Below are 22,921 nucleotides of genomic sequence, written 5' to 3' on the forward strand. Positions count from 1 at the left end.
AAATTAACGACAACCTGGCGTATTAAAGTCGACAACAATCGACGCACCACTTGCAGTACCTGAGACTTTTACATAACCCCAATACTCGCTTTGGTTAGTGATGTAAATACACTCACCATTACCCACATTTTGTGATGATGCATCTACACTACCAGCACTTGGCCAACCGCCATTACGATATTCTAGATTAATGTCACCAGAACCATTTGATGTAGTAATAGCTACACTTGTTGCACCACTTACATCCGCAATGCTTAACCAAATTGGTTCTTGTTCAGCAAGACACATCACATCGCCATCGTATAAACGACCGCCGCCACTTGGGCCCTCTGTTGCACACGCATTTGGTACATTAAAACCACCGCCACTTTGTACTGTGTAGTTAGCTTTTAGTTGCGTATCAAAGTTAGCATAGCCGTAAACCATTACGTGATAAGTGCCCGCTTGTGGCTCTGCAATAGTACAACGCTCGCTATTACCACCAACATATGGACGACAGTCATAGCTTTCCATTGTTGGTGCATCACCAAACTTCACATATAAGTCACCATCACCCGAGCCACCATTTAAAGTAATTTCTAAATCACTGGCGTTTGCAGGTACGTTTACAACAAAACGTTTCTCATCGCCGGTGTTACCCGTTACTTGCTGCGCTACGCCGTTTTGTAGCTCATTACCAACTGGTGGCTGTGTACCTGTCACTGTTGCTGTAGTTGACACGCTAGCACTTGCACCTTCTGAATCAGTCACAGTAAGGGTTACTGCATAGTCTGCCGCGGTTGCGTAACTGTGGCTTGGGTTAGCTTCTGAACTTGATGTGCCATCGCCAAAGTCCCAACTGTATGACGCGATACTTGATTCTTCATCGTAAGAGCCATTGCTTGTAAACGAAATTAACTCGCCTACTTCGCCACTGTATGGACCATTGATTACTGCCACAGGTGCTTTATTTTGTGGTGGGTTTGTATCACCGTTAGCAAGCGCTTGTGTCCATTGTGTAAACTCAGCATCATAGTTTGTTGCCCAGGTATTGATACGTGATTTATACCCTGCCCAATCACCTGAACGTGTTGACGCTAACATTTGGTTTAGTTCATCGCGATGATTTTCGAACATAAAGCGAACTGCTAAGTAACCCCAACGGTAAATACGATCTTGGTCAAAACCATCGTATGTTGTTTCAAATACCGTACCTAAGCTATAAGTCGAACCATCTTTAATAGTATCAATTGCCGCAGGGTTATCATTTTCGTTTGCAATGTACTCTGCAACACCTTCACTCCACCACACAATTGCTTCTGTTGGTGCGTTGAAGCCGCCGTATAAATCAAAACGACCATCAAGATAATGTACATACTCGTGCTCTAAGTTCCATACAAAGTGGTCGGCATTCGCATAGCTTGCTTCATACGCAACAAAGTTTGGAATGTTACCCGGTGTTGATGGGTTACCTTCTAAGTACATACCACCGTTATTAGTGTTAATACCAAAAATAACACCTGCATATTTACCGTAGTCGTCACTTGAGTCGAAAATATTCACTTGTAGCTGGCTGTTCACGTCGTCAGCAACCGGTGTGTTATTGGTTTGCAATTGACCGTGGAAATACGTTTCTTCATAACCCATTTTGCTACACGCTGCTTGATGCTGCGCGCTAGTCATATTTTGTGAACGGATTTTAATGGTGCTGCTACAGGTATACGTTTGTGATAACACTTGTGATTCAAGTTGCTCTTCAAATCCACAAATATTATAGGTATCACAGCTCCCATGGTAACCCGCTGTATCTGCCGCACCTAACCATACCGAATCGCCATACCCATACATTTGGTAATCAGAGAAAATGCGATTTAACGCTGCATCAACAGCTGTTTGAATAGTGCCAGGGTATTGTTTTAATCGGCCTAATTCACGTGCTGCATTTGCAATCATAAATTCAGCATCAGAATCGATCATATAAGTACTTGTTGTAAACTTCGCAAGTGCACTTACCAAATCATTCGCCGAACCAATTTTATTTTTAAACTCAGTATTCCATTGCCCACGGAATAAAATTGTAAATACGCCGTTTACCGCGCCACGCATATTCCACTTGCCTGCGTAACTTGCATTCCAACGGTTTAGCCATTCAACAACCACTGGTAAATACACATCTTGCTGCTCAGAGCTATCCATGGTGATAAGTACTTCAGAAAGTGTCTTACCGTGCGCATCATTGTCATCGTAAAAATGGCTATTGTTTACGAATGCATCAATGGCATTCTTAACAGCTGGTTTTACCCAAGACGCAAACGTTACTTGGTCGTTATAAAACTCCACATAATAACCGGCACGCAGATACAAAAATAATGCTTCGATATCGTTATCACCACCGCCTTGATAGCTATCAGCAAGGTTTTTAACGTGATTCGCCACTGCGTACATATTATTTGAATCGTACGCCGCAACTTGAATGTTACTCGCTGCACCAAATAGTTCATTAACGCAAGTTGTACCCTGCGATTTAATTTCACTAATTAGCTGGGTTGAGTTACTAGTTGCTAAAGCGTTCACATCACACGTTGCCGCAGCAGCTTGCTGCATACTTTGTGATTTAAGCGTAGGAATACGTTTGTGCGCGTGATCGAAAGTGTGCGTAGATTGTTGAGTGGTTACCGCAGTAGGCGCGTTGTCCATGCGCTTAGACTCAACACCATGATGGTGAACCTTAGGTTGATTTTGTGAAATAGGCGCGCTGGCTGCAAACGCACTTTGACCATAACTTAATGTGGCAAGCACTAACGCCAATTTTGTAAGTTTCATTGTTTATTTCCAATTGTTGTTGTCATAATTTTTCGATAAAACCAGTATCGAGTTTCGTTGCTGAACGACATATTGAATCGATAAAACATGGATTCAATATACTGTATACAATATATTAACTTTTGTTCTAAATATAGGGGCAAACTAACAGTTTTTTTGTTAATGTATATTTTTCAATTGGTTATATTGTAAAAATGCGAAAATTGTATTAGAAAATCACGCTATATTTGCAATAGTTACTTTGAGATGCCGTGCTGGTAAGTTTAATTGCGCTAAAAACAACAGTTATTCGGGCTTACATTGCCCTAGCGCAAAGCGACAAAACAAATAAGCGCTAAACTTAATATTAAGTTCACTAATAAGTTAATAGTTATGACAAAAACAATTGCAGAGTTAATGACGTGTGACGTGCTATCAATTGAACTAGACAATACGATGGCTGATGTTCACCAAATGATGAAAGATCATAATATTCGCCATATTCCTGTTTTAGAAAATGGCCTTTTTTACGGTATGGTGACACAAAAAAGTGTGCTTGCTAAAACCATGTATTTACTAGACAAATACGGCGTAAATGCGTTAAATAGAAGGGAAAAGCAAGTACCTGTTTCAGAGCTAGTGGATAAAGACGTGGTTTTCGCCAACGCGACAATGCCATTGACCGAAGCGGCACGCTTTTTCTTAAACAATCGGCACGGATGTTTGCCTGTCGTAGACGACAACAACCAGTTGCAAGGAATAGTTACCTCATCCGATTTCGTTAGACTATCCTTAACACTATTAGAAAGTTAACCCACAATGGGTGATCAGGAGTGATAAAATGAAGAAGTTATGTTGCAGTATCGCACTGGGCGTTTTAATGAGCTTTAGCTTTGCGGCGCAAGCAAATATTGACGACGTACCCCTTCCGAACGATTTTCAAGTACGTATGGCACTTGAAGACGATTACCCTATGATCATCTCCGGTTTTGTAAAACAAGACTTAGATTCTGTAATGGCGTTTTATCGCAATACCTTAGGTGAGCCAGAAACCATCACAGAAGACATTGGCCGCTATACATATTTTTATACGGTATCGGGTAAACGCGTTAAGATTGGTTTTTACCAGCAAGAAAGCTGGTGTGAAGTAAGTATTATGATGACGAAATAACTTCGTCATCATAATTTAGAAACCGTCTTAACAGACTTATCTGCTAAAGACCGCTATACCTTTTCTATTTGAATAACTACCCGACGGTTTTTGCCACGACCAATAATGGTGTTATTGGTTGCAACATGGCGTTTTTCGCCAAACCCTTGCGTAACAATTTTCTCTGCTGCTATGCCCTTTTCAGTCATGTAGCTTTTAATTGCATCGGCACGCTTTTCAGAAAGTTGTTGGTTAATATAGCGACCACCGTATGAATCGGTGTAGGCATTAATTACCACCGAATCAATATTAGGATCGTTCTCCAAATATAACCCTATTTTCTCTAAACGCTTTTTCGAATCACGCGTTAACTCGCTGCTATTCGACTCATACCGCATCACTGTATACGCAATATCATCAAAGCTAAATGGCAATAGCGCATCGCGACACTCTAAAAAGCTTAAGTAATTACGACGAAAATTAACCGACGACAATTCAACTTTGATCTTGTCTTGGCTGTTATGCCAATCCTGATAATAAAACGTTGGAACATTACCTTTTTCAAGTTCGGTTAGCAGTAACCAAGATGCTTTTGAATCTAGCTCTGTATCAAACTGCTTCAACAAATTAGCATCAAATAAGCTACGCGCAGGATTACCCGCTTTCCAAATAGGTGGCACTGACAGCACATCAGCAACATCGTAACCTTCTGGTTTAATAAGCATATCTAAGGTGAAATGCAGCGGTTTATCTTTACTCGCAGTCGCTAAAAATCGCGCCTTACCAAAGCGCGGAATATTATGCTCTAACTGACAACTTAAACGTGATGCTTCAGGGGTATTCCAAATTGCATTGCTTTCAGCTGCGCCGTAACTACGTAGCGCCGCATTGGCAGAAAACACAGCACCCATCGACAGACCAACGAACAAACACTGTACTTGCTTTTTTACTCGCACTGAGGTCTCCTAAATCTGATAAACGCTTGGTTAAATTAAAACACCGCTGCAACAAGCAACACCCTATTAAAATTTAAGCAATAAATATACCTAAATCAAACGTCCTTGCGTAATATTTTACTGGTCAGCAACAACCTAATTTTGACATAATACGCGGCCTTAATAAGCACTGAAAGTAAGTATATGTCTCAAGCTGAAGCACCAACAACTTTATTTGCCAAGCGTTTTCGCGGTTTCTTTCCTGTAGTTATCGACGTCGAGACCGCAGGCTTTAATAATAAAACCGATGCATTGTTAGAAATTGCTGTCAGCCTACTAAAAATGGACGATTCAGGCGAACTAAGTATCGACAAAACTGTACATTTTCACGTAGAACCGTTTGAGGGTGCCAATATTGAGCAATCAGCTATTGAGTTTAATGGCATTGACCCATTTTCGCCCTTGCGTGGCGCGGTAAAAGAAGACGAAGCAATAAAAGAAATCTGTAAAGCTGTGCGCAAAGCACAAAAAGCAGCAGGTTGTCAGCGCAGTGTTGTCGTAGCGCATAATGCGGCCTTTGATCACGGCTTTTTAAATGCCGCAATTGAGCGCAATAATATTAAGCGTACACCGTTTCACCCATTCGTAAGTTTTGATACAACCACCCTAGCTGGCTTAGCAGTTGGTCAAACTGTGCTTGCAAAAGCATGTCGCGCCGCAGGCATTGAATTCGATAACAGCCAAGCCCACAGCGCACTGTACGACACCGAGCGCACCGCCGAGCTTTATTGTTACATCGTAAATAAATGGCAAGCCTTAGGTGGCTGGCCAATGCCAAACGATTCTGAGCAATTAGGTGAGTAACGGCGGGGTTTATTACCACCGTTACTTTTGATATATGGGTTTATGCACTAAGCAGCTTTTGGCTGCGCGTGCTAAGTGGCACGTTTAGTGCTTTGATTGCGCTGAAATAATGCTTTTCAGCGTGTCATGTGCTTTTTCATTGTTAAATAAGATGTCTTGTAACGCGTGTATTAACGAGTCAGATAATTCGGCTCTTTCAATAAACACATACACATCTTCTACCGAATAACTTTGCCCTTCGCTTACGTTCATAATTTCAAGCCAAAGCTCAAAAGCATTTTTATTCAACGCGTTAGCTAACACTTCAAAAAATACCCGACCACAAGGATAACTTGCACCAATTGATGGCGTTGACTCCAGATGTGAAAGCGCAGTTTGTTTAACCCCTTCTAAACAGTCTTTTTGTTGCTGCTGTAAAAAATACTCAAAATGCGATTGTGGCATTAAGCCTGAATGCACCATTGCGCGATAGGCAAAAAAGTCAGCTGAGCCTTCGTACAGCCAAATCGGTGTACCATCTGATGGTTGCCAAAAATGTGCATTCCAAAGGTGTAACGCTTCATGTGCTAGGGTTAAATAAATTGTTCGTTGGTATTTACTAGGGTGCTGCACTGCATCTTGCCCTGATATCTCAAACATAACTTGGTTGGATAGTGCGCTACCCAAAAAACCAATGTATAGCGCATTGCTATTAGCGTTAATCAAAAATGTAACGTCGCGGTTTAAAGGGGAATTAAACTGTTGGCTTAAATAATTCATAAATTTAGCGCTATTTTGCTCAAGCTGCACTTTAAACTCATTTGGCAAATTTGGCTCAATAACGAAAGAAACACCATGATTAGAGGCATTTGACGGTGAAGTTAGAGTAACAAACTGCGCTAAATTCAACGACGATATGTTATTAATGGTGCGCGTTCGCTGATTTTGCTCATTTTTCATCTTTGCTGTTATATTAAATGTCACACTTAGCGCATCGCGTGTTATTAATTCACCCGCCACTTTCAATGAATGTGGCACGAAATAGTCAGCATAAAACGCGTCGTTGTTAGAAAAGTTAATAAACGGCGCATTAAATCTAAGTTCACTCACATCAAAACCATCGGAAACTTCAAGCATTAAAATGTCATTAGGATTAGTTAGCGTAATTATGCTGTCATCTTTAACCACCGCTTTGCCTTTAAGCGCAAAATGGTTAGTCAGATAATGAGGTGGTAAGTGTGAAAAATCTAACGTTTGAGTAAATTTGGGCAATTGATAACTTACTTGCCACACGTTGCTACCAATCTGTTTTTCAACATTAATCGACAGCGCTACATTACTCTTTGCAACCGCGTTCATCGCGATACACATCAAACATATTATTATTGTTTTACTGATACTCATTGAAAACCTCCATTATTTCAATCAGCTGCATTGTATAGCGCCGAGCAATATTAACAAGCAAGCAATCCCTGCCAACTCAATTTCAAATCAACATTCGTTTAAATTTAAAGCGATTAAACCATTTAAATACAGTTAATTGTGCTTTGCCCTTGTTTAACATAAAAACTAAGCGTTATAATCGTGCCAACTGAGTATGATTCAGATGAAACAAATTCAGGGGCTGATTAGGATTCGACGGGATTCATGAAGCCTAAGGTGCATGTCGAGGTGCGGCTGGCCTCGTAAAAAAGCCGTATTTAAAGTAATCGCAAACGACGATTCTTACGCTCTAGCGGCTTAATTCCCGCTAGCACTTCACTCAAGTATTCTTGTGGACTGAGATTCGAAGTGTCACCCTACACAAGATCGCTACGGAAACCCTGGCCGGGGTTGAAGGGCTAAATTGAAGCGGCCTCGCCTTTACTTATCGTGTTCGTCCGAGATTTAAAGGTTAACCAAAAGACGATACTAAACATGTAGGACCGAAGGTCGACGCTTTTCGGACGGGGGTTCAAATCCCCCCAGCTCCACCAAATATAAAAAGCCTGTGCATTGCACAGGCTTTTTTGTTTTTATCTTCACTAAATCAACAACTCCGACCCCATTGATTCACGTAAGAAAGCTTAGAGTTGCGTTATGGGGCTATCAGCCAGATATTTATAACCTTACCGAGTCGGCTAAATGGTTTTTAAAACCTAAATACATGCGCAGGGCTAATTATCAGAAAAAGCGTGATCATATTGTTGAGTTAGAAGAACAGTATTGGCAATTAAGTGGTGATAAGTTATTAAAATTATATGGATTTAGTTTTTAGTATGTTAAGTTTTCGGGAATATACTTTTAATTCATACGATTACAATGTTAGAAAGTTTAACTGTTTTTTTGCTTATTTGTTTAATGTGCTTGCTCGGGGTATTCACTCTAGCCTTAATTATCTTAATTATTACAATAACGCTTACGTTAGTACCAAAGACTCCAAAATTATGTAAAAAAGCTATTTTTTACTCAAGTAAAAGTCTTAAAGAGCTCATTGAATGGGTGTTAATACTGTTTAACAAAATTAATGTATTGATGTCAAAGGTTTCAAATCTTATATCTGCTCACAAGTTACTTGCTGCGTTAGTTGTTTACACCATAGCTATTGTGATCTTCTTTTTCTGTCGTTTTGAATTAAGCTTTTACACTCCGTTAAAAAATTGGGAGTCAACAGCAGTTTATTTTAATAATATGTTATCTCCTGTATTCTTATTTGCTACTTTTTTTTATGCTTTGAAAACTTTTAAGGAAGAGAAAAATAAAGCTCACGACTCACTATTTGTCAAAGATATTTCAATCACTCTAAATACATTAGTTGAACACCTAGAATCAGAAAATATTGAAAGATTAGATAAACTATTGGTAGACCTAGAAACGGACGAAAAAAAGCTAACCCAAAGCTATAAAGATCTTATCAACTCTAATTCGTTAATAACAAATAATGAAATCTATAAATGGATTTATGAAAACCGTGAAAATATTCAGTCTAATTTACTTAACTTCACGCCTCCACAAATATATTCATTTCTAGAGGCTATAAACCAACTTAAATCAGATTCAACACAAGGATACTTCAGATATTTATTCCTCGAAAAGATCGGCTATAAATTTACATTCCTGAAACTCGTAGTGTATGAATTAGAAAACTCAGTCAATTTATTTGAAGCACTAAGCGTTAAAGACACAGATAGCTCAAAACCATTTAAAAGTAAGCTAAACACTATTAAGGAAATTATTGCGCTTGATGAAGGACTATCAGTCTTAATCAAAATGTGAACTAAAGTACCACCAGAAGTAACACCAAAATAAAACATTTTACTAATAGTTATTTAAAATCAGAAAATTAAAAACCCAGTTAAGATGACCCCAGCCCACCAATAGCACAGACAAAGCCGCTTTTTAGCGGCTTTTCTTTTGTCTAAAATTCTTTATAACTCATTCAACTAACCATTAAGACATTTCCAAGCAAGTCTACCGATCAGCTGCTGAAATAGCGCAATGGGCCTTTGCGAATAGCTTAATCTCTTCAATGCTATATGGTGTATGAACTTTATTTTTTGAAGCTGGTTGGTGCTTTAAGCTAACACCTTCTCTTCTCGCTAATTTTGGCCTAATAGGGCGAGGTGAAAAGCCGCCACCGCAATTCGGGCATACGTTTAAAAGTACCTTTTCAACACATGTTTTACAAAACGTGCACTCATAACTGCAGATCATTGCATCGGTTGATGTTGGCAAGAGAGCTTTGTTACAACACTCGCAGTTTGGTTTAAGTTTTAACATTATTGCCCCTTATGTTGATTAATTAACTTAAGCACTTCGAACAATAGGGTATCTTTGCCGTTTTGATAGTCTTGCCAAGTTGGTGTTATTTGAATATCGGGATAGATGGCATCTGTAGACTCTTTTGCAAAGGCATAATAGCGCTTTGATAAACTCAGCTTTCGTTTTGAATTAGGTAAAGTAAAACGATAACTTTCTGCATAATGATTTGGGTCGCCCCCAGTTGGCGTACCAACAACTTTTGCGTTTAAAATCTGCTGATATTGCACCGTATTACTCATGGCCGCTGAAAATGTTTGGCTATCGGTGAGTACATAAACCCCGTGTTGCCAATCAAATTGGTCAAGGGGTAATAAGCAAGATGAAAATGCAAGTCCCGTATAAAAATTACCTCCACCGTTTCCTCTGAAGTCAATCACTAAATACCGCGATTGCGCACTTTTAAGCTCTGTTTGTAATGCCGTGCAATTATCAACAACCTGTTCAAATTTGGGGTATGAATTAAACGCAAAATAGGCGATGTTCTTTTTGTTAAAATAACTTAATCTAATGCCCGGCATCGCAATATCGGTATTTTGCAACTTTGGCGTTGTTATCGAAAATGCTGAACTTAATTGGCCAAACTCCCCCATTGAAACAGGCTGTATCGCTTTTTCAATCACTTGGCCATCGTGCCAAAACTCAAACTTTGTGGGCTGTCCCTCTTTTACAATATTTAATCCCAGCAACAACTTATGCAACGTTAGGTAATATTCAAAACTCGTTTTTGCACTAAATTGGTTATCCACACCAGGTAACAACGGTGAAACAATGTTAAATAGTTCGCTCACGCTTTTACCATTTATGGCTTTTAACTCTGTGCCTCGAAGCGAACGATAAGCGTTTGTTGTATCAACTATGCGCAATGTGCCTTCAAAAAATTTATAGCGAAGCGGAAAATGTTGATGCGACCCAGACATCATAAAGTAGTTACTATGCCCATCCCCCAAAGCACCAGTTATTGCCATTAGGCGTGCTTCTACCTCTACTTCAGTAAGGTTCGCTAAATCATTTTTTAAATCGCTAATATGTTGATTAAATTCAGTTTCGGATAAAGTATGAAATGGGTTGATATGCTTTGTTTTAACTTCATTTTGATAAAAGTCGATATCTTCCAACCACAGTTTTTGCTGCTTTGTTGTTAAATTGGCTGCGTTTAAATTAAACGATGCAACAACCAGTATCGCTAAAATCAGTTGTGCTCTCATTGCCCTTCTCCTAGCAGCACTTCATCTTGAATGAACGTGCTTTTGGTAATTGTTGAAGAGTGACGTGTACCATTTAAATAATGTGAAGGAGAAACACCAAACTGTTTGGTAAAGGCGCGGCGAAAACTATCGTAATTATTAAACCCCAGCTTGCTTGAGATTAGTTGTAAATTGCTATTTTCTTGAGATAGCAAATCCCGTGCATGGTTGAGTTTTAGAGTACGAAAGTAATGGCTCGGCGTGCAGTTAAGGTGCAATTTAAACAACCGCGTAAGCTGCCTTTCGCTTAAACTGCAATACTCTGCCATGCGCGAAACTGAAATTGCATTATTAAGCTGTGTTGCTAGCCAGTCGATAAGTGGCGAAAGTTTTAAACTGTCACCCGATTGCAGCGCAAGCACATCGGAATATTGCTGCTGTGATCCTGCACGCTGTAAATATACCACCAAATCTTTCGCGACTTTTGCCGCCATACTGTTGCCGTAATCTTCACGAATAATCGCAAGGGCAAGATCCACGCCCGATAACACGCCAGCTGATGACCAAATAGTGTGGTCACGAATAAAGAGTGGCTCTGGTGTTACAATTTTATTGGGATGTTGTTTGGCTAAACTAGCTGCATGACGCCAATGGGTTGTCAGAGTTAACGCTTTATCCTGAAAGAGTTGGGCCAAAATAAAAGCGCCCGTGCAAATGCTAAATACGCGCTTTGCTTTTAACGCTATTTTTTTGAGCACTGCGAGTTCATTGTGACTAAGCGCAAGTGTACGCATGCCTGTACCACCACAAATAATCAAATCATCCAGTTCAAAGTCATCTTCTAGCGTAAAATCAACGCTCACTTTTTGATGATATGCCGTTTGTACGTCCTCACCATTTATGCCCAATAACTTACTATCGTAAGCGCCGCGTTTAAAACTATTGGTTTCCATAAACGCTTCAAGCGGGCCAAATAAGTCGAGCGCCTGAAATCCATTTGCAATAAAGTAAACTTGTTTAATCGTCATGTGTGTTCCTCCACGTGCTCATCATACCCCGCCTAAAATGTCATTTAATACATTAAAACGACATAATCAGACATTTAAGTATTTATTTTAGAGGCATAAAACATGTAAAAAAAAGCCTGTGAGATACACAGGCTTTTTGTTGCTTTTAAAATTTAAGCACAGGCTTAAAAGAAATAAATCGCGATATCGACAGCAATTAAAATAATAATCACCCACTCTAAAAACGCAGAGTGCTTGTGATTTTGCTCGGTACTTAGCATGTCGACCAAGTTGTGAATGGTTGCGGATTTTTTTAAATACTGGTGTTCGCTAGTTCACGCATGTAGTCGCTCCGAGTAAAACCAGTTAACCGCAATTCTGAGTCACCAATTTGCTTTTGGTTTATAGCCTGTAACTCGTTAAAAATAAATATTTTAATGCGCTTTTTCACAACATAATAATTGTCGATACGACAAAAATTTTGTGTTGGACTTCACCCCCCTATTCCATTTAAATGCGCGCACTTTTTGGTCTTATGACCGATTTATTTTTTAAGGGTAGAAATGAAAGAAACCACTGCAATTGAACATGTTCGTGCAAGCTACAATGTACCTCATTGGAGCCAAGGTTATTATGGCATTAATGACCAAGGCGAAATTACTGTGTCACCAAATATGGCGAAGCCAACGCATGCAGTAAGTTTGTCTAAAATTGCCGAACAAATTCAACAGCAAGGGTTATCGTTACCAGCGCTTGTGCGATTTCCGCAAATTTTACACCACCGCGTACATAGCTTATGCAATGCGTTTAACGCGGCTATTGAAAGCTATGATTACAGCAACAACTACTTACTGGTTTATCCAATTAAAGTAAACCAGCAACGCGAAGTGGTGGAAGAAATTTTAGCAAGCCAAGCGAGCCAATCGGTAAAGCAATTAGGTTTAGAAGCAGGTAGCAAAGCAGAGCTGCTTGCAGTACTTGCGATGGCACAAAAAGTCAGCTCTGTGATTGTGTGTAACGGCTATAAAGACCGCGAGTATATTCGCTTAGCACTCATTGGCGAAAAGCTTGGTCACAAAGTTAATATTGTGCTTGAGAAACGTTCTGAACTTGAAATGGTGCTTGAAGAAGCACACAAACTTGGCGTAAGCCCACGCTTAGGTGTGCGCGTACGTTTAGCATCGCAAGGTAAAGGCAAGTGGCAAGCAAGCGGTGGTGAAAAATCAAAGTTTGGTTTATCTGCATCACAAGTATTAAGCGTATTAGCTGAGCTTAAATCGCACAAAATGGAAAGCGCACTACAACTCGTTCACTTTCACTTAGGTTCACAAATGGCGAACATTCGCGATGTGCGCACAGGTGTTAGTGAAGCAGCACGTTTTTACTGTGAATTGCGCCGTTTAGGTGCAAATTTAGCCTGTATGGATGTGGGTGGTGGTTTAGCTATTGATTACGACGGCACGCGCAGCCAATCGAGCAATTCTATGAATTACTCGCTTGCTGAATATGCAAATAACATCGTCTACACCATTGGTGACATGTGTAAACAGTATGAGCAACCAATGCCGATGATTATTTCAGAATCTGGCCGTGCGTTAACAGCGCATCACGCGGTACTTATTACCAATGTGATTGGCACTGAATCGTATCAGGTAGAAGAATTGCCAGGGCTTGAAAGCGATGCACCACTACTTTTACAAAACATGTGGCGTTCGTGGTTACAACTTAATAACCGTGTTGATGACAGAGCGTTAATTGAGATTTATCACGATTGCATTAACGACCTAGCCGAAGTCCACAGCCAGTTTGCAATGGGCCTTTTAAGCCTAGAGCAACGCGCATGGGCAGAGCAAATTACACTGCGTATTAACTACGAATTACAACAGTTGATGGATGGCAAAAACCGTTTTCATCGGCCAATTATGGACGAGTTAAACGAGCGATTAGCGGATAAATTTTTTGTTAATTTTTCGCTATTTCAATCGCTGCCAGATGCATGGGGCATTGATCAAGTGTTTCCAGTGTTACCGCTTTCTGGTTTAGAAACTATGCCAGATCGCCGTGCAGTGCTACTTGATATTACCTGTGACTCAGATGGCACAATCGACCAGTACGTCGATGGACAAGGTATTGAAACCACCTTGCCAGTGCCAAATTGGCAGGCCGATTCACCTTACTTGTTAGGCTTTTTCTTAGTGGGCGCTTATCAAGAAATCTTAGGGGATATGCACAACCTATTTGGTGACACTCACAGTGTGGTAGTCAATGTAAATGAAGATGGCAACAGCGAAATTGTTGAAATTAACGAAGGCGACAGCGTAGAAGATATGCTGCGTTATGTGCACTTAGATGCAGAAGAATTCAGACACGCATTTGCTCAATTAGCGAATAGTAAATTACCTGAGCACGAGCGCAGCGCAGTTCTTGCTGAGCTAGATGCGGGTTTAAAAGGCTACACCTACTTGGAAGATATTTAACCTATGGTTAAGGTTTTTGAAAAACACAACGGCATGCTATTTGGCAACGGCGCAACTTTTATGCGCCAGCCATTAGTTAACGACCCAACATCAAGTGATGCTGATGTGGTTATACTGGGCTTGCCATTTGATATGGCAACTTCTGGTCGCTCTGGTGCTCGCATGGGCCCAGATGCAATGCGCCGCGCATCTGTAAATCTTGCATGGGAAGAAACCCGTTACCCTTGGCCATTTACACTAAACGACCATTGTACTGTAATTGATGCAGGCGACTTGGTGTTTGCACCGGGCGATAGCGAAGGTTTTACACAACAAGTAGAAGATGCAGCCACACAACTTTTAGAACAAGGTAAAAGCCTTTTAAGTTTTGGTGGCGATCACTTTGTTACTTTGCCGCTTTTACGCGCCCATGCAAAACGTTTTGGCAAAATGGCGTTAGTGCATTTTGATGCGCACACAGATACCTATGCTAATGGCAGTCAGTATGATCATGGCACTATGTTTTACCATGCGCCAAACGAGGGACTCATCGACAAAAATAGCTCGGTGCAAGTGGGTATTCGCACCAATTACACCCAAGCTGAGCATGGCTTTAAAGTGATTGATGGCGCTGAAAGTAATGCACTATCGGCACACACGATTGCCGAGATGATTAAACATTCAGTGGGTGAGTTACCTGTGTATTTAACCTTTGATATTGACGCACTTGACCCAGCATTTGCACCAGGTACGGGCACACCAGTATGTGGTGGCTTAACCACCGACAAAGCGCTCAATATTCTTCGCGAATTAAAAGGGCTGAATATTGTAGGAATGGATGTGGTAGAAGTGGCTCCCGCTTACGATAACAGCGAAATTACCGCACTTGCAGGCGCCACCATTGCGCTCGAAATGCTGCATTTGTGGACGTATAAACATAAGCTTGGCAATTAACCTCGTTTATATTTTGGCACCCAACAAAAAGCCTGTGTTTTCACAGGCTTTTTTTTAGGGGGCGTGTTTATTTTTTATAGGGTTTTCAAGCCCTATTAATCAATCATAGATACCTGACATGCATAGGTATTATCACCGACAGAGAAACTGCCTGTACCGCTCCAGTTATTATCAACAGAAAGCGATGCGGTGAAATTAGTTTGATAACTGCCAATCGCAGGTGGTGGGAATGACACAACAGCATTACCGGTCAATGCCGCCACTTTTGTACTTGTGCCTAAGCCTGTTGCATGCAAATGCCCTGAACCACTTCCTGTAAAGCTTGGCGAATGCTGCGTGCCTTCTAAAATATGTCCTTCTGCTGCACCGTTAATTGTACCTGTGCTTGGATTAACGGCTAGCTGTAACACCATAGATCCGGCACCTAGTGCTTCGGGTTTAAATTGCAGTTTTACCAAATATAAACTTGAATCAGCCATGTTAAGTTCCTCTTTAATGAATTGGCTAAGCAACCTGAATTCAGGTTAAGCAATGTTTGATTGAACAGTTATCAACCATCAAAAAGGCTAGTTTACGTAGCTATATTTGGTTATCACATCTTATAACATGCCAAAAAGAAAGGATTTGAAAAAACAAATAGCCATTCAAAATCAATTGCTTAGCTAGGTAAGAATTAATTCAAGATTGTCAAAAGGTAGCATAACGGTATTTATTGTTCTCCATCACCGTTAAAATTCTGCGAGGATGATTTTGGCGCTTTATTTTTTTGTGCTCGTAGCAGTGTATTATCTTTTGCCAACGCATCGATTTTTACTTGATATTGCTTGTTAATTGCGGCCATTTCTTGTGCCAGCGATTGCTGCAGTTTGGCGCCAGCAATATTGCTTTTGGCTTGCCCAGATTGATTTTTTAAGGCTGCTAATTCGTCATTCATTTCACGCTGTAAACGCTTTATTTGCGCATTATTATTTGCTATTTTTCGCTCTACCGCGCGCTGTTCAACATAACTGCCAATGCGATTTAATTCTTGCTCGTGTGAGTTACCGCTAATACCGCTGCTTTGACTACTGCTATTAAGCTTATTTAGCTCTTTTTGCAAACGTTCCAAATTACCTTGCTCTAACTCAATAGACGATTTGTAACGTTCTGTAATGGCATTCATTTCAAGTGCTAACGCTTCTGAACGAGTGGCACCATAAAGGTTATTTGCAGTACGCACTGTCATGTTTTTAACCTCGCTTATCTCGGCATCCATGTCTTTTTGTAGCTTTTTAATACGCGCTTTCACTTTATCTATCTCGCGCTTTAACTGACGAGATTTAACGTAGTTATCGGTTGAATCGGTATTTTGCTTCGCTCCCGACTGCGGGCGCTTTTTGATTACTTGTGGACTGACTTCGATTTTCTCGTATTTATCACTGCATGGGGTATCGCTAAACGTTAGTACACCATCAATTTCGCACTTATAAATTGCACTATAAGACGCAAAACTACTCAATAAACAAACAGATAAAAGGGGAAATTTAAGATTAAACATAACAGTCCTTATTTAACGTAGCCTGTCTAGATTACACCAATCTAGACAGGTTTTGGACTGTTTATTTTGCGCGGTATTATTTTAGTGCGTTGGTTAAATGTAACGCGTGTTGTTGTAGTTCATGGCCTAACTCGGTTAGATAGCCACCATCTACTTGATCAATAATGCCACGATCAAATAAACGTTTTGCCGAGGCCTGCATACTTTCTGGCGCATCATGATGAATTTTAAGACCTTGCATCGCACTCGCTGTAGGGAATTTTAAAAGTAATTCTAAATCGGTGATTTGTTCTGTCGCTAGGCTCATTGTGTTTCCTTTTTTATTATTGGTTCCGTTACACAGTATAGATAAGCTTTTTAAAATTGCTTGATCTTGCTCATGTAAAACACTGAATTTTCAATAATACTTTGTTTACACAGTATTTTGTTTAAGGTTTGTACTGAAAACGCGCAAGCTGCATTTCATTCAAACGACTTAGTGTACGCCTAAATGCAAACGCCAAAATACCTTGCGTATATAGTTCATCTAAAGGCACATCGGCATTAATGTAAAGTGGAATTGAACGGTCATAGCACTCATCAACTAACGCGATAAAGCGGCGCACGCCATCGTCTTTTCGCGACAGCATTGGCAATTCACGATCGCCAGCAGCAACGCGCACCGCACCATCTTCCGTGCCCCGCGCTATTTGCTTAGTAACCGACTGACATGAAAGTTGCGGTACCTTGTCTAAAAATATGGCCTTAAACGAATCACATAAAGCAATAAAATCGACCGCAGCTAATGGTTGCTCGCATAACGCACTGTAATCACACAAAAGCAATTGCTCGCTGCGCTTATGTATTGGAATTTGTAGATGACCTAACTCAAACGGTGTGGTTATCATTTGCTGCTGGTCCAGTGCTAAAAACGTATTGGTAAAACTCGTTTCTAATGCGATTGCTTGATTGACCCAATAGCGACAAAATTGTTCACCTGGGTGTAAGCGATGATCTTGTCCACCATCGACACTTAACACTTGCATATGTTGTTTTAACGCATTAATGGCAGGAAGCAGCCTTTCACGATTAAAACCATTTTCGTAAAGCGCATTAGGGTGCTGATTAGAGGTGGCCACCAGCACTAAACCTTGGTCAAAAAACGCCTGTACCAAACCACTTAATAAAATTGCATCGCCAATATCGCTAACAAAAAACTCATCAAAACACAGTACATCAACTTCACTTGCCAGTTCACTTGCAAGCACATTAAGCGGGTTTTCACGACCTGTTAATTGAAATAAGCGTTGATGTACCCAGCGCATAAAGTGATGAAAATGCTGACGCTTTGCAGGCACGGTTAACGCGTTGAAAAAGCTGTCCATCAACCAGGTTTTACCACGGCCAACAGGGCCATATAAATAAACGCCTGTTACGGCTTTTCGCTTATTTTCCAAAGCTAAATAACAATCTTGCAGCGCAGCGACAGCAACCGCTTGCGCCGCATCATGTTTAAAACCCTTGGCTAACGCGTTGTTGTATGTATCGAGAGGTCCGATGGCTGTTTGAGAGATAGACATAAGTGCAAAGATTTGGCGCATTATGCGCCAAACTAGGAGACGTTATTGCAGTGCTTTTTCAGCAAACAAGTGCTTTATTGGTTTAGCGGCATCAACCACATTTAAACCAATGCCACGGATCAGCTTTTTAACTGGGTTGCTGCCCTCAAACAGCTCTTTTAACCCCTGCATCATTGCAATATGCGTTTGTGCATCGGCTTTTCGTGCCATTTCGTATTGACGCAATAGTTTGCCACTGGCAAATACACTACTTTGTTCATCTGCAACTAACTGTAGTAATTTTGCTACATCTTTTAAGCCCAAATTCATGCCAAGGCCAGCTAGCGGGTGAATGGTATGCGCCGCATCCCCCATTAACATCACGCGATTTTCGACCCACTTTCTTGCATAGCGCATTTTAAGTGGGAAACTCAGTCGTTGGCTATTTACACGACATAAACCTAGTTCACTATCAAATGCAGCAGTAAGTGCTTTATTAAATTCGCCCTCTTCCATTGCCAATAGTTGTTTGGCATGTTCCGGCGAAGTAGACCACACAATTGAGTGGGTATTTTGCTCAGGTAATGGCAAGAATGCGAGCGGGCCTGTAGGTAAAAACACTTGGCGCGCTGTATTTGCGTGTGGAACTTGGCTTTTAACGGTTGCCACTATTGCGTGATGGTCATAATCCCAAAACGTAATTGGCATTTTAAATTGGCTGCGAATTGCTGAATTTGCGCCATCGCACGCAATTAACAGCTCTGCCATAACCGGCTCACCAGAAGCAAGGGTAACCAATACTTGCTCATCGGTTTGATGAATGCTGCTATACGGTGTTTCGAACAAAATTTCTAAATTGTCGTTTTTTTCACATTGAGTAATCAGCGCCTGACGGATCACTTCGTTTTCGACAATATGACCAAGCTCAGATAAATCGAGTTCGTTACTAGCAAAGTGAATGCGACCAATTGAATCTTTATCGCGTACATCCATATTTGTGTAAGCAGCTAAGCGCTGTGCTTGAATGCCCTGCCAGATCCCAAGCTTTTCAAAAAGTGCTTGGCTTGCTTTACTAATCGCGCTGACTCGTAAACCAAATTCGTCGCTATCTACCTGAGCTGGCTTGCCTGCATCAATCAATAACACCTTTTTGCCAAGATTAGCTAAGCCTAGCGCTGCGCTTAACCCAATGCAGCCACCACCAACAACAATTGCTTGAACCTGTTTCACTAACCTACATTCCCCATCAGTTGTTTTGCTAGTGGCGCTTTTACACGTTTACACTTGGCCATAGCGGTTAAAACAAGACTGCGCGTTAATGCAAACGCACGGTTATCATTAGAAAATCCTCTAACGAGAGCATCAGTTAACCACAACACAGTGTCAACATCTTGATTTCGCTCAACTTGGTATCGATTAAGCAGACTTACATCGCCAATATCTTGTTTCGCTGCAAGCGCGTCAGTCACAAGCTTTTCAAGTAATATCACATCGCGCAAACCAAGGTTAAAGCCTTGACCTGCAATAGGATGAACAAGGTGAGCAGCATTGCCTAAAATCGCAACGCGATGATGCATTAAACGCTCCGGCTTACCCACTTTAAGAGGATACGCTGCACGCATACCCACTTTGGTGAAAAGTCCCGCTCGATAGCCAAATGATGTCTGTAATTGTGCTATAAATTCGTCGTCTGGCAGTGCTAATAAGGTCTCTTGCTGTTCAGGTTTAACACACCACACCAATGAAAAACGATTTTTCGTCATTGGTAATAGTGCCATTGGGCCTGTTTCTGTAAAACGTTCAAATGCTTTATTGTGGTGACCGTCTGCCACCTCAATATTGGCGATCAGTGCCACTTGGTCATAATCGAGGGTTTCGGTATGAATGTGCAATGGCGCCAAAGTTTTAGAATGCGCGCCATCTGCCACCAGCATCAATTTGGTGCTGATCTCAGCGCCTGATTCAAGCGTGAGGTTAACTCTGCTCACATGCTGTTGGTAATTACTCACCTTATCTGGGCAGTACAATTCTATACCTTGTGATGCCATCTTTTTATGTAATTGTTGGCCCCATGGTCTTACCTCAACCACATAACCAAGCGCTGGTACTTGATATTCTGCGCTCGATATTTGGGTTTTACCAAAATGGCCGCGATCAGATACTAATACATCGTTTATTGCAGCAGTAAAGTCATTATTGGCATCTAACAAATTAAGTGCCGATAAATATTTAAATGATTCACTTGCCAATGCAATACTGCGGTCGTCAAAGCTTGGTTGACTTTCATCAGTTGAAACAAACGCTTCTATTACGGCGATAGTTAACTTTGGGTTGCGCAACTTTAAGCTAAGGGCTGCGCACGCACCAGTTAAACCACCGCCTACAATTACAATGTCGAACATAGCTTTATACCTGAAATTACTGAGCCATTATTGCTTCAATTTCGTCAATCGCTTTTGGCACACTTGCAGTAAGATTTTGATGACCTTGCTCTGTAACGACCACATCATCTTCAATGCGAATACCAATACCGCGGTACTTCTCTGGCGCGTCGCTATCGTTAGCAATATATAACCCCGGTTCAATCGTCAGTACCATGCCTAGCGCAAATGGGCGGTCTTGATCGTCTAATTTATATTCACCAACATCGTGTACATCTAACCCTAACCAATGTCCTAAGCCATGCATGTAGTAATCTTTGTATTTTTCGTTTGCAATCAGGCTGTCGATATCGCCGTTTAAAATACCTAAATCAACTAATCCTTGCGTTAAAATACGCACCACAACATCAGCGGTTTGTTTTAGCGTATTGCCTGGTTTTACCATTTCAAGTGCCGCTAGCTGCGCTTTTAAGACTAAGTCATATACTTCACGCTGCGCGTCGCTAAACTTGCCATTTACTGGGAAGGTACGGGTAATATCTGCTGCATAGCCATTTAGCTCACAACCAGAATCAATCAGCACTAAATCGCCATCATTGAGTACATCGCTGTTTTCGGTGTAGTGTAAAATATTAGCGTTATCGCCGCCGCCAACAATAGTGCCATACGCTGGGTGGCGCGCACCATTCATTGCATAATGGTGATGAAGTTCAGCTTCTAATTGGTATTCAGTGGCACCCGCTTTAGCAAATTGCATCGCTCGGATATGGCCTTGTGCACTGATTTCACCTGCTTTAGCCATAATTGCAAGCTCAGCATCTGATTTAAACAGACGCATTTCATGCAAAGTGCTGCGAATATCACTAATCACCGTTGGTGCTTTCCAGCCACGCTTTGGCGCACCGCGTAATGTGCTTAACAGCGACCATACTTTGTCATCGAATTCTTTGTAAGTTCCTTGTGCGTAATAAAGTGTTTGTTTACCAGACACTAAATCAATCAAGCTGTCGTCAAGTTCTGCTAATGTGAATGCATTATCAAAACCGTAGTCTTGTTTTGCTTTTTCAGCACCGATACGACGGCCACACCAAATCTCTGCTAATTTATCTTTCTCGCGACAAAATAAGTGCGACTCTGCCGTTTCGCCTTTTACCAGTACGAGCACTGCGTCAGGCTCTGGAAATTGCGTTAAATAGAAAAAATCACTGTCTTGGCGAAACGCAAATTCAGTATCACGACTACGGGTTATTTCAACAGCGGCAGGAATAATCGCAACTGAGTTATCTGCCATTGCATCAAGTAATTTACTGCGACGCGCATTTACTTCTTCAACTGAAATTGAAAGTGGGTGTGTCATATTACTTCCTACTGCTTAGTGAATGGTGGTGTTAACCGCGGCGTTTTGCTGTTCAATTTTACCGAGTTCAGCAAAACATAAATGCACCGAAATACGCACATATTCAACTACTTCGTGAAACGCTTGTTTATCTTCTTCGCTTTCATCAAAGGTTGTATCCATTTGGTTAATCTCGGTAAAGTCGTGAATAACTTCTTTTACCTCTGCGGATAACTTGCCGTAGTCTTTTTGTTTTAAGCCAAAACCCAGTAGAAAACCTGACACCCATGATACTAAAGCGTTTGCTCTGTCATGTAGCGATTCATCTTCGTCTGGCAAGTACAACTCAAATTGCAGTTCTCGATTGTCTAGCGTGCTGCGAATTTGGCTATAAAAGCCCACTAATAACTTTTTCAGATCGCCAGAAAATGCAATGCCGTCATTAAACACATCGCTTAAAATTGTTAGGTATTCTTTATCTTCAATATCAATGCCGCAAGCAAGTAAGCCGGTAATAACGCCGTGTACTTCGCTTGGCATAATAAACAGTTCATTTTGTTCGAGAGTAACTTGAGTTGCTTGATAATCTTGTGACATAACGCGCTATTTGAGTTGCTGTAGTTCAATGATAATGCTAACACTGACGCCCTATTCACGCCATTGTTTTAGACAACAGTGTTGAAAACACACACAATTTGAATACTTTTGCTGCACTTGATCAAACAATCTTAGATTAGCACTAGTTATCTCGGCAATATTTCTTATAATAAAGGTGTTCCCTCGAGTGTTGGAGAAAGGTTACGTCCCTGAGCCGATAAACTTTTCTTAGGAACTCAGTTCAGATTGCTATTGCGCAAGCTCGGCATGTACCGAGAAGCCTACGGTAACTAACTGCGCTCCGCCTTGAGCCTTAGGGTTCAAGGGCTGACACCTGATACCGCACTTTTGGGAACACCTTCCTTGCTTTATGATTTCCCTTTCTACCTTAAGCTAACTTTTTGATTCATAGCTTAAAAAA

General features: G+C 41.0%; 20 protein-coding genes, 2 other RNA genes and 1 pseudogene. 8 read left to right on the forward strand and 15 right to left on the reverse strand.

Going from position 1 to position 22,921, the window contains the following annotated elements; genetic code table 11:
* Window positions 1-3 precede the first annotated feature (3 nt).
* Window positions 4-2,802, reverse strand: a complete 2,799-nt coding sequence (locus C2M30_RS11775; protein WP_105171746.1) for a collagenase — start codon at window positions 2,800-2,802, stop codon at window positions 4-6.
* 372 nt (window positions 2,803-3,174) lie between these two features.
* Between C2M30_RS11775 and C2M30_RS11780 the strand changes: the two genes are divergently transcribed.
* The gene (locus C2M30_RS11780) at window positions 3,175-3,594 is read left to right on the forward strand and encodes a CBS domain-containing protein (protein ID WP_105171747.1); all 420 of its coding nucleotides are present in this window, start codon (window positions 3,175-3,177) and stop codon (window positions 3,592-3,594) included.
* 28 nt (window positions 3,595-3,622) lie between these two features.
* A complete protein-coding gene (locus tag C2M30_RS11785; RefSeq protein ID WP_010559649.1) occupies window positions 3,623-3,952 on the forward strand; it encodes a hypothetical protein in 330 nt (109 codons plus the stop codon).
* A 53-nt stretch (window positions 3,953-4,005) separates the two neighbouring features.
* Here the strand turns inward: C2M30_RS11785 and C2M30_RS11790 are convergent, their stop codons facing one another.
* A complete protein-coding gene (locus C2M30_RS11790) occupies window positions 4,006-4,842 on the reverse strand; it encodes a flagellar protein MotY (protein WP_084616552.1) in 837 nt (278 codons plus the stop codon).
* Window positions 4,843-5,070: 228 nt separating this feature from the next.
* Here C2M30_RS11790 and rnt point away from each other — a divergent pair, with 228 nt between their 5' ends.
* Window positions 5,071-5,730 carry a ribonuclease T gene (rnt, locus tag C2M30_RS11795; protein WP_010559647.1) on the forward strand — a complete coding sequence of 220 codons (660 nt, stop codon included), beginning with the start codon at window positions 5,071-5,073 and terminating at the stop codon, window positions 5,728-5,730.
* Window positions 5,731-5,814: 84 nt separating this feature from the next.
* Here the strand turns inward: rnt and C2M30_RS11800 are convergent, their stop codons facing one another.
* Window positions 5,815-7,113, reverse strand: a complete 1,299-nt coding sequence (locus C2M30_RS11800) for a hypothetical protein (RefSeq protein ID WP_158683388.1) — start codon at window positions 7,111-7,113, stop codon at window positions 5,815-5,817.
* A 216-nt stretch (window positions 7,114-7,329) separates the two neighbouring features.
* On the opposite strand from C2M30_RS11800, the gene ssrA reads away from it, so the two are divergent.
* Both ssrA and C2M30_RS11810 read left to right on the forward strand, forming a co-directional pair.
* Window positions 7,330-7,685, forward strand: a transfer-messenger RNA (tmRNA) gene (gene ssrA / locus C2M30_RS11805).
* Between the two features lie 325 nt (window positions 7,686-8,010).
* The gene (locus C2M30_RS11810; protein WP_105171749.1) at window positions 8,011-8,964 is read left to right on the forward strand and encodes a hypothetical protein; all 954 of its coding nucleotides are present in this window, start codon (window positions 8,011-8,013) and stop codon (window positions 8,962-8,964) included.
* A 195-nt stretch (window positions 8,965-9,159) separates the two neighbouring features.
* Here the strand turns inward: C2M30_RS11810 and C2M30_RS11815 are convergent, their stop codons facing one another.
* The 4 genes and pseudogenes from C2M30_RS11815 to C2M30_RS21745 all read right to left on the reverse strand — a co-directional run.
* Entirely contained in the window at window positions 9,160-9,468 is a 309-nt protein-coding gene (locus tag C2M30_RS11815; RefSeq protein WP_105171750.1) for a DUF1272 domain-containing protein, read from the reverse strand.
* Window positions 9,468-10,715: a S41 family peptidase gene (locus C2M30_RS11820; RefSeq protein WP_105171751.1), complete on the reverse strand. Its 1,248-nt coding sequence runs from the start codon at window positions 10,713-10,715 to the stop codon at window positions 9,468-9,470. The genes C2M30_RS11815 and C2M30_RS11820 overlap by 1 nt, the downstream gene beginning before the upstream one ends.
* On the reverse strand, window positions 10,712-11,722 hold the full coding sequence (locus C2M30_RS11825) for a GlxA family transcriptional regulator (protein ID WP_105171752.1): 1,011 nt from the start codon (window positions 11,720-11,722) through the stop codon (window positions 10,712-10,714). The genes C2M30_RS11820 and C2M30_RS11825 overlap by 4 nt, the downstream gene beginning before the upstream one ends.
* Before the next feature lie 164 nt (window positions 11,723-11,886).
* Window positions 11,887-12,015, reverse strand: a pseudogene (locus tag C2M30_RS21745) (RMD1 family protein); the annotation flags it as partial.
* A 249-nt stretch (window positions 12,016-12,264) separates the two neighbouring features.
* Here C2M30_RS21745 and speA point away from each other — a divergent pair.
* Both speA and speB read left to right on the forward strand, forming a co-directional pair.
* Window positions 12,265-14,178, forward strand: a complete 1,914-nt coding sequence (speA, locus tag C2M30_RS11835; protein WP_105171753.1) for a biosynthetic arginine decarboxylase — start codon at window positions 12,265-12,267, stop codon at window positions 14,176-14,178.
* A 3-nt stretch (window positions 14,179-14,181) separates the two neighbouring features.
* On the forward strand, window positions 14,182-15,111 hold the full coding sequence (gene speB / locus C2M30_RS11840; protein ID WP_105171754.1) for an agmatinase: 930 nt from the start codon (window positions 14,182-14,184) through the stop codon (window positions 15,109-15,111).
* Between the two features lie 95 nt (window positions 15,112-15,206).
* On the opposite strand, the gene C2M30_RS11845 is transcribed toward speB, so the two are convergent.
* The 8 genes from C2M30_RS11845 to C2M30_RS11880 form a co-directional block, all read right to left on the reverse strand.
* Window positions 15,207-15,590 (reverse strand): DUF1842 domain-containing protein, encoded by a 384-nt coding sequence (locus C2M30_RS11845; RefSeq protein WP_100913786.1) that lies wholly within the window; start codon window positions 15,588-15,590, stop codon window positions 15,207-15,209.
* A gap of 230 nt (window positions 15,591-15,820) precedes the next feature.
* A complete protein-coding gene (locus C2M30_RS11850; protein ID WP_105171755.1) occupies window positions 15,821-16,648 on the reverse strand; it encodes a DUF4124 domain-containing protein in 828 nt (275 codons plus the stop codon).
* Window positions 16,649-16,724: 76 nt separating this feature from the next.
* Window positions 16,725-16,955, reverse strand: coding sequence for a TIGR02647 family protein (locus C2M30_RS11855; protein ID WP_054980885.1), 231 nt, complete (start codon window positions 16,953-16,955; stop codon window positions 16,725-16,727).
* 121 nt (window positions 16,956-17,076) lie between these two features.
* A complete protein-coding gene (gene zapE, locus C2M30_RS11860) occupies window positions 17,077-18,228 on the reverse strand; it encodes a cell division protein ZapE (protein ID WP_105171756.1) in 1,152 nt (383 codons plus the stop codon).
* A 21-nt stretch (window positions 18,229-18,249) separates the two neighbouring features.
* Complete coding sequence (locus C2M30_RS11865; RefSeq protein ID WP_105171757.1) at window positions 18,250-19,416, reverse strand: FAD-dependent oxidoreductase; 1,167 nt, start codon at window positions 19,414-19,416, stop codon at window positions 18,250-18,252.
* A complete protein-coding gene (gene ubiH, locus C2M30_RS11870) occupies window positions 19,416-20,588 on the reverse strand; it encodes a 2-octaprenyl-6-methoxyphenyl hydroxylase (RefSeq protein WP_105171758.1) in 1,173 nt (390 codons plus the stop codon). The genes C2M30_RS11865 and ubiH overlap by 1 nt, the downstream gene beginning before the upstream one ends.
* A 16-nt stretch (window positions 20,589-20,604) precedes the next feature.
* Window positions 20,605-21,924 (reverse strand): Xaa-Pro aminopeptidase, encoded by a 1,320-nt coding sequence (gene pepP / locus C2M30_RS11875; protein ID WP_105171759.1) that lies wholly within the window; start codon window positions 21,922-21,924, stop codon window positions 20,605-20,607.
* A 15-nt stretch (window positions 21,925-21,939) separates the two neighbouring features.
* Window positions 21,940-22,500: a UPF0149 family protein gene (locus C2M30_RS11880; RefSeq protein ID WP_010559630.1), complete on the reverse strand. Its 561-nt coding sequence runs from the start codon at window positions 22,498-22,500 to the stop codon at window positions 21,940-21,942.
* Window positions 22,501-22,676: 176 nt separating this feature from the next.
* Between C2M30_RS11880 and ssrS the strand changes: the two genes are divergently transcribed.
* A non-coding RNA gene (gene ssrS, locus C2M30_RS11885) (6S RNA) lies at window positions 22,677-22,859 on the forward strand.
* The last annotated feature ends 62 nt before the right edge of the window (window positions 22,860-22,921 follow it).

Source organism: Pseudoalteromonas sp. T1lg24, assembly GCF_002964745.1.
Taxonomy (GTDB): Bacteria; Pseudomonadota; Gammaproteobacteria; order Enterobacterales; family Alteromonadaceae; genus Pseudoalteromonas; species Pseudoalteromonas spongiae.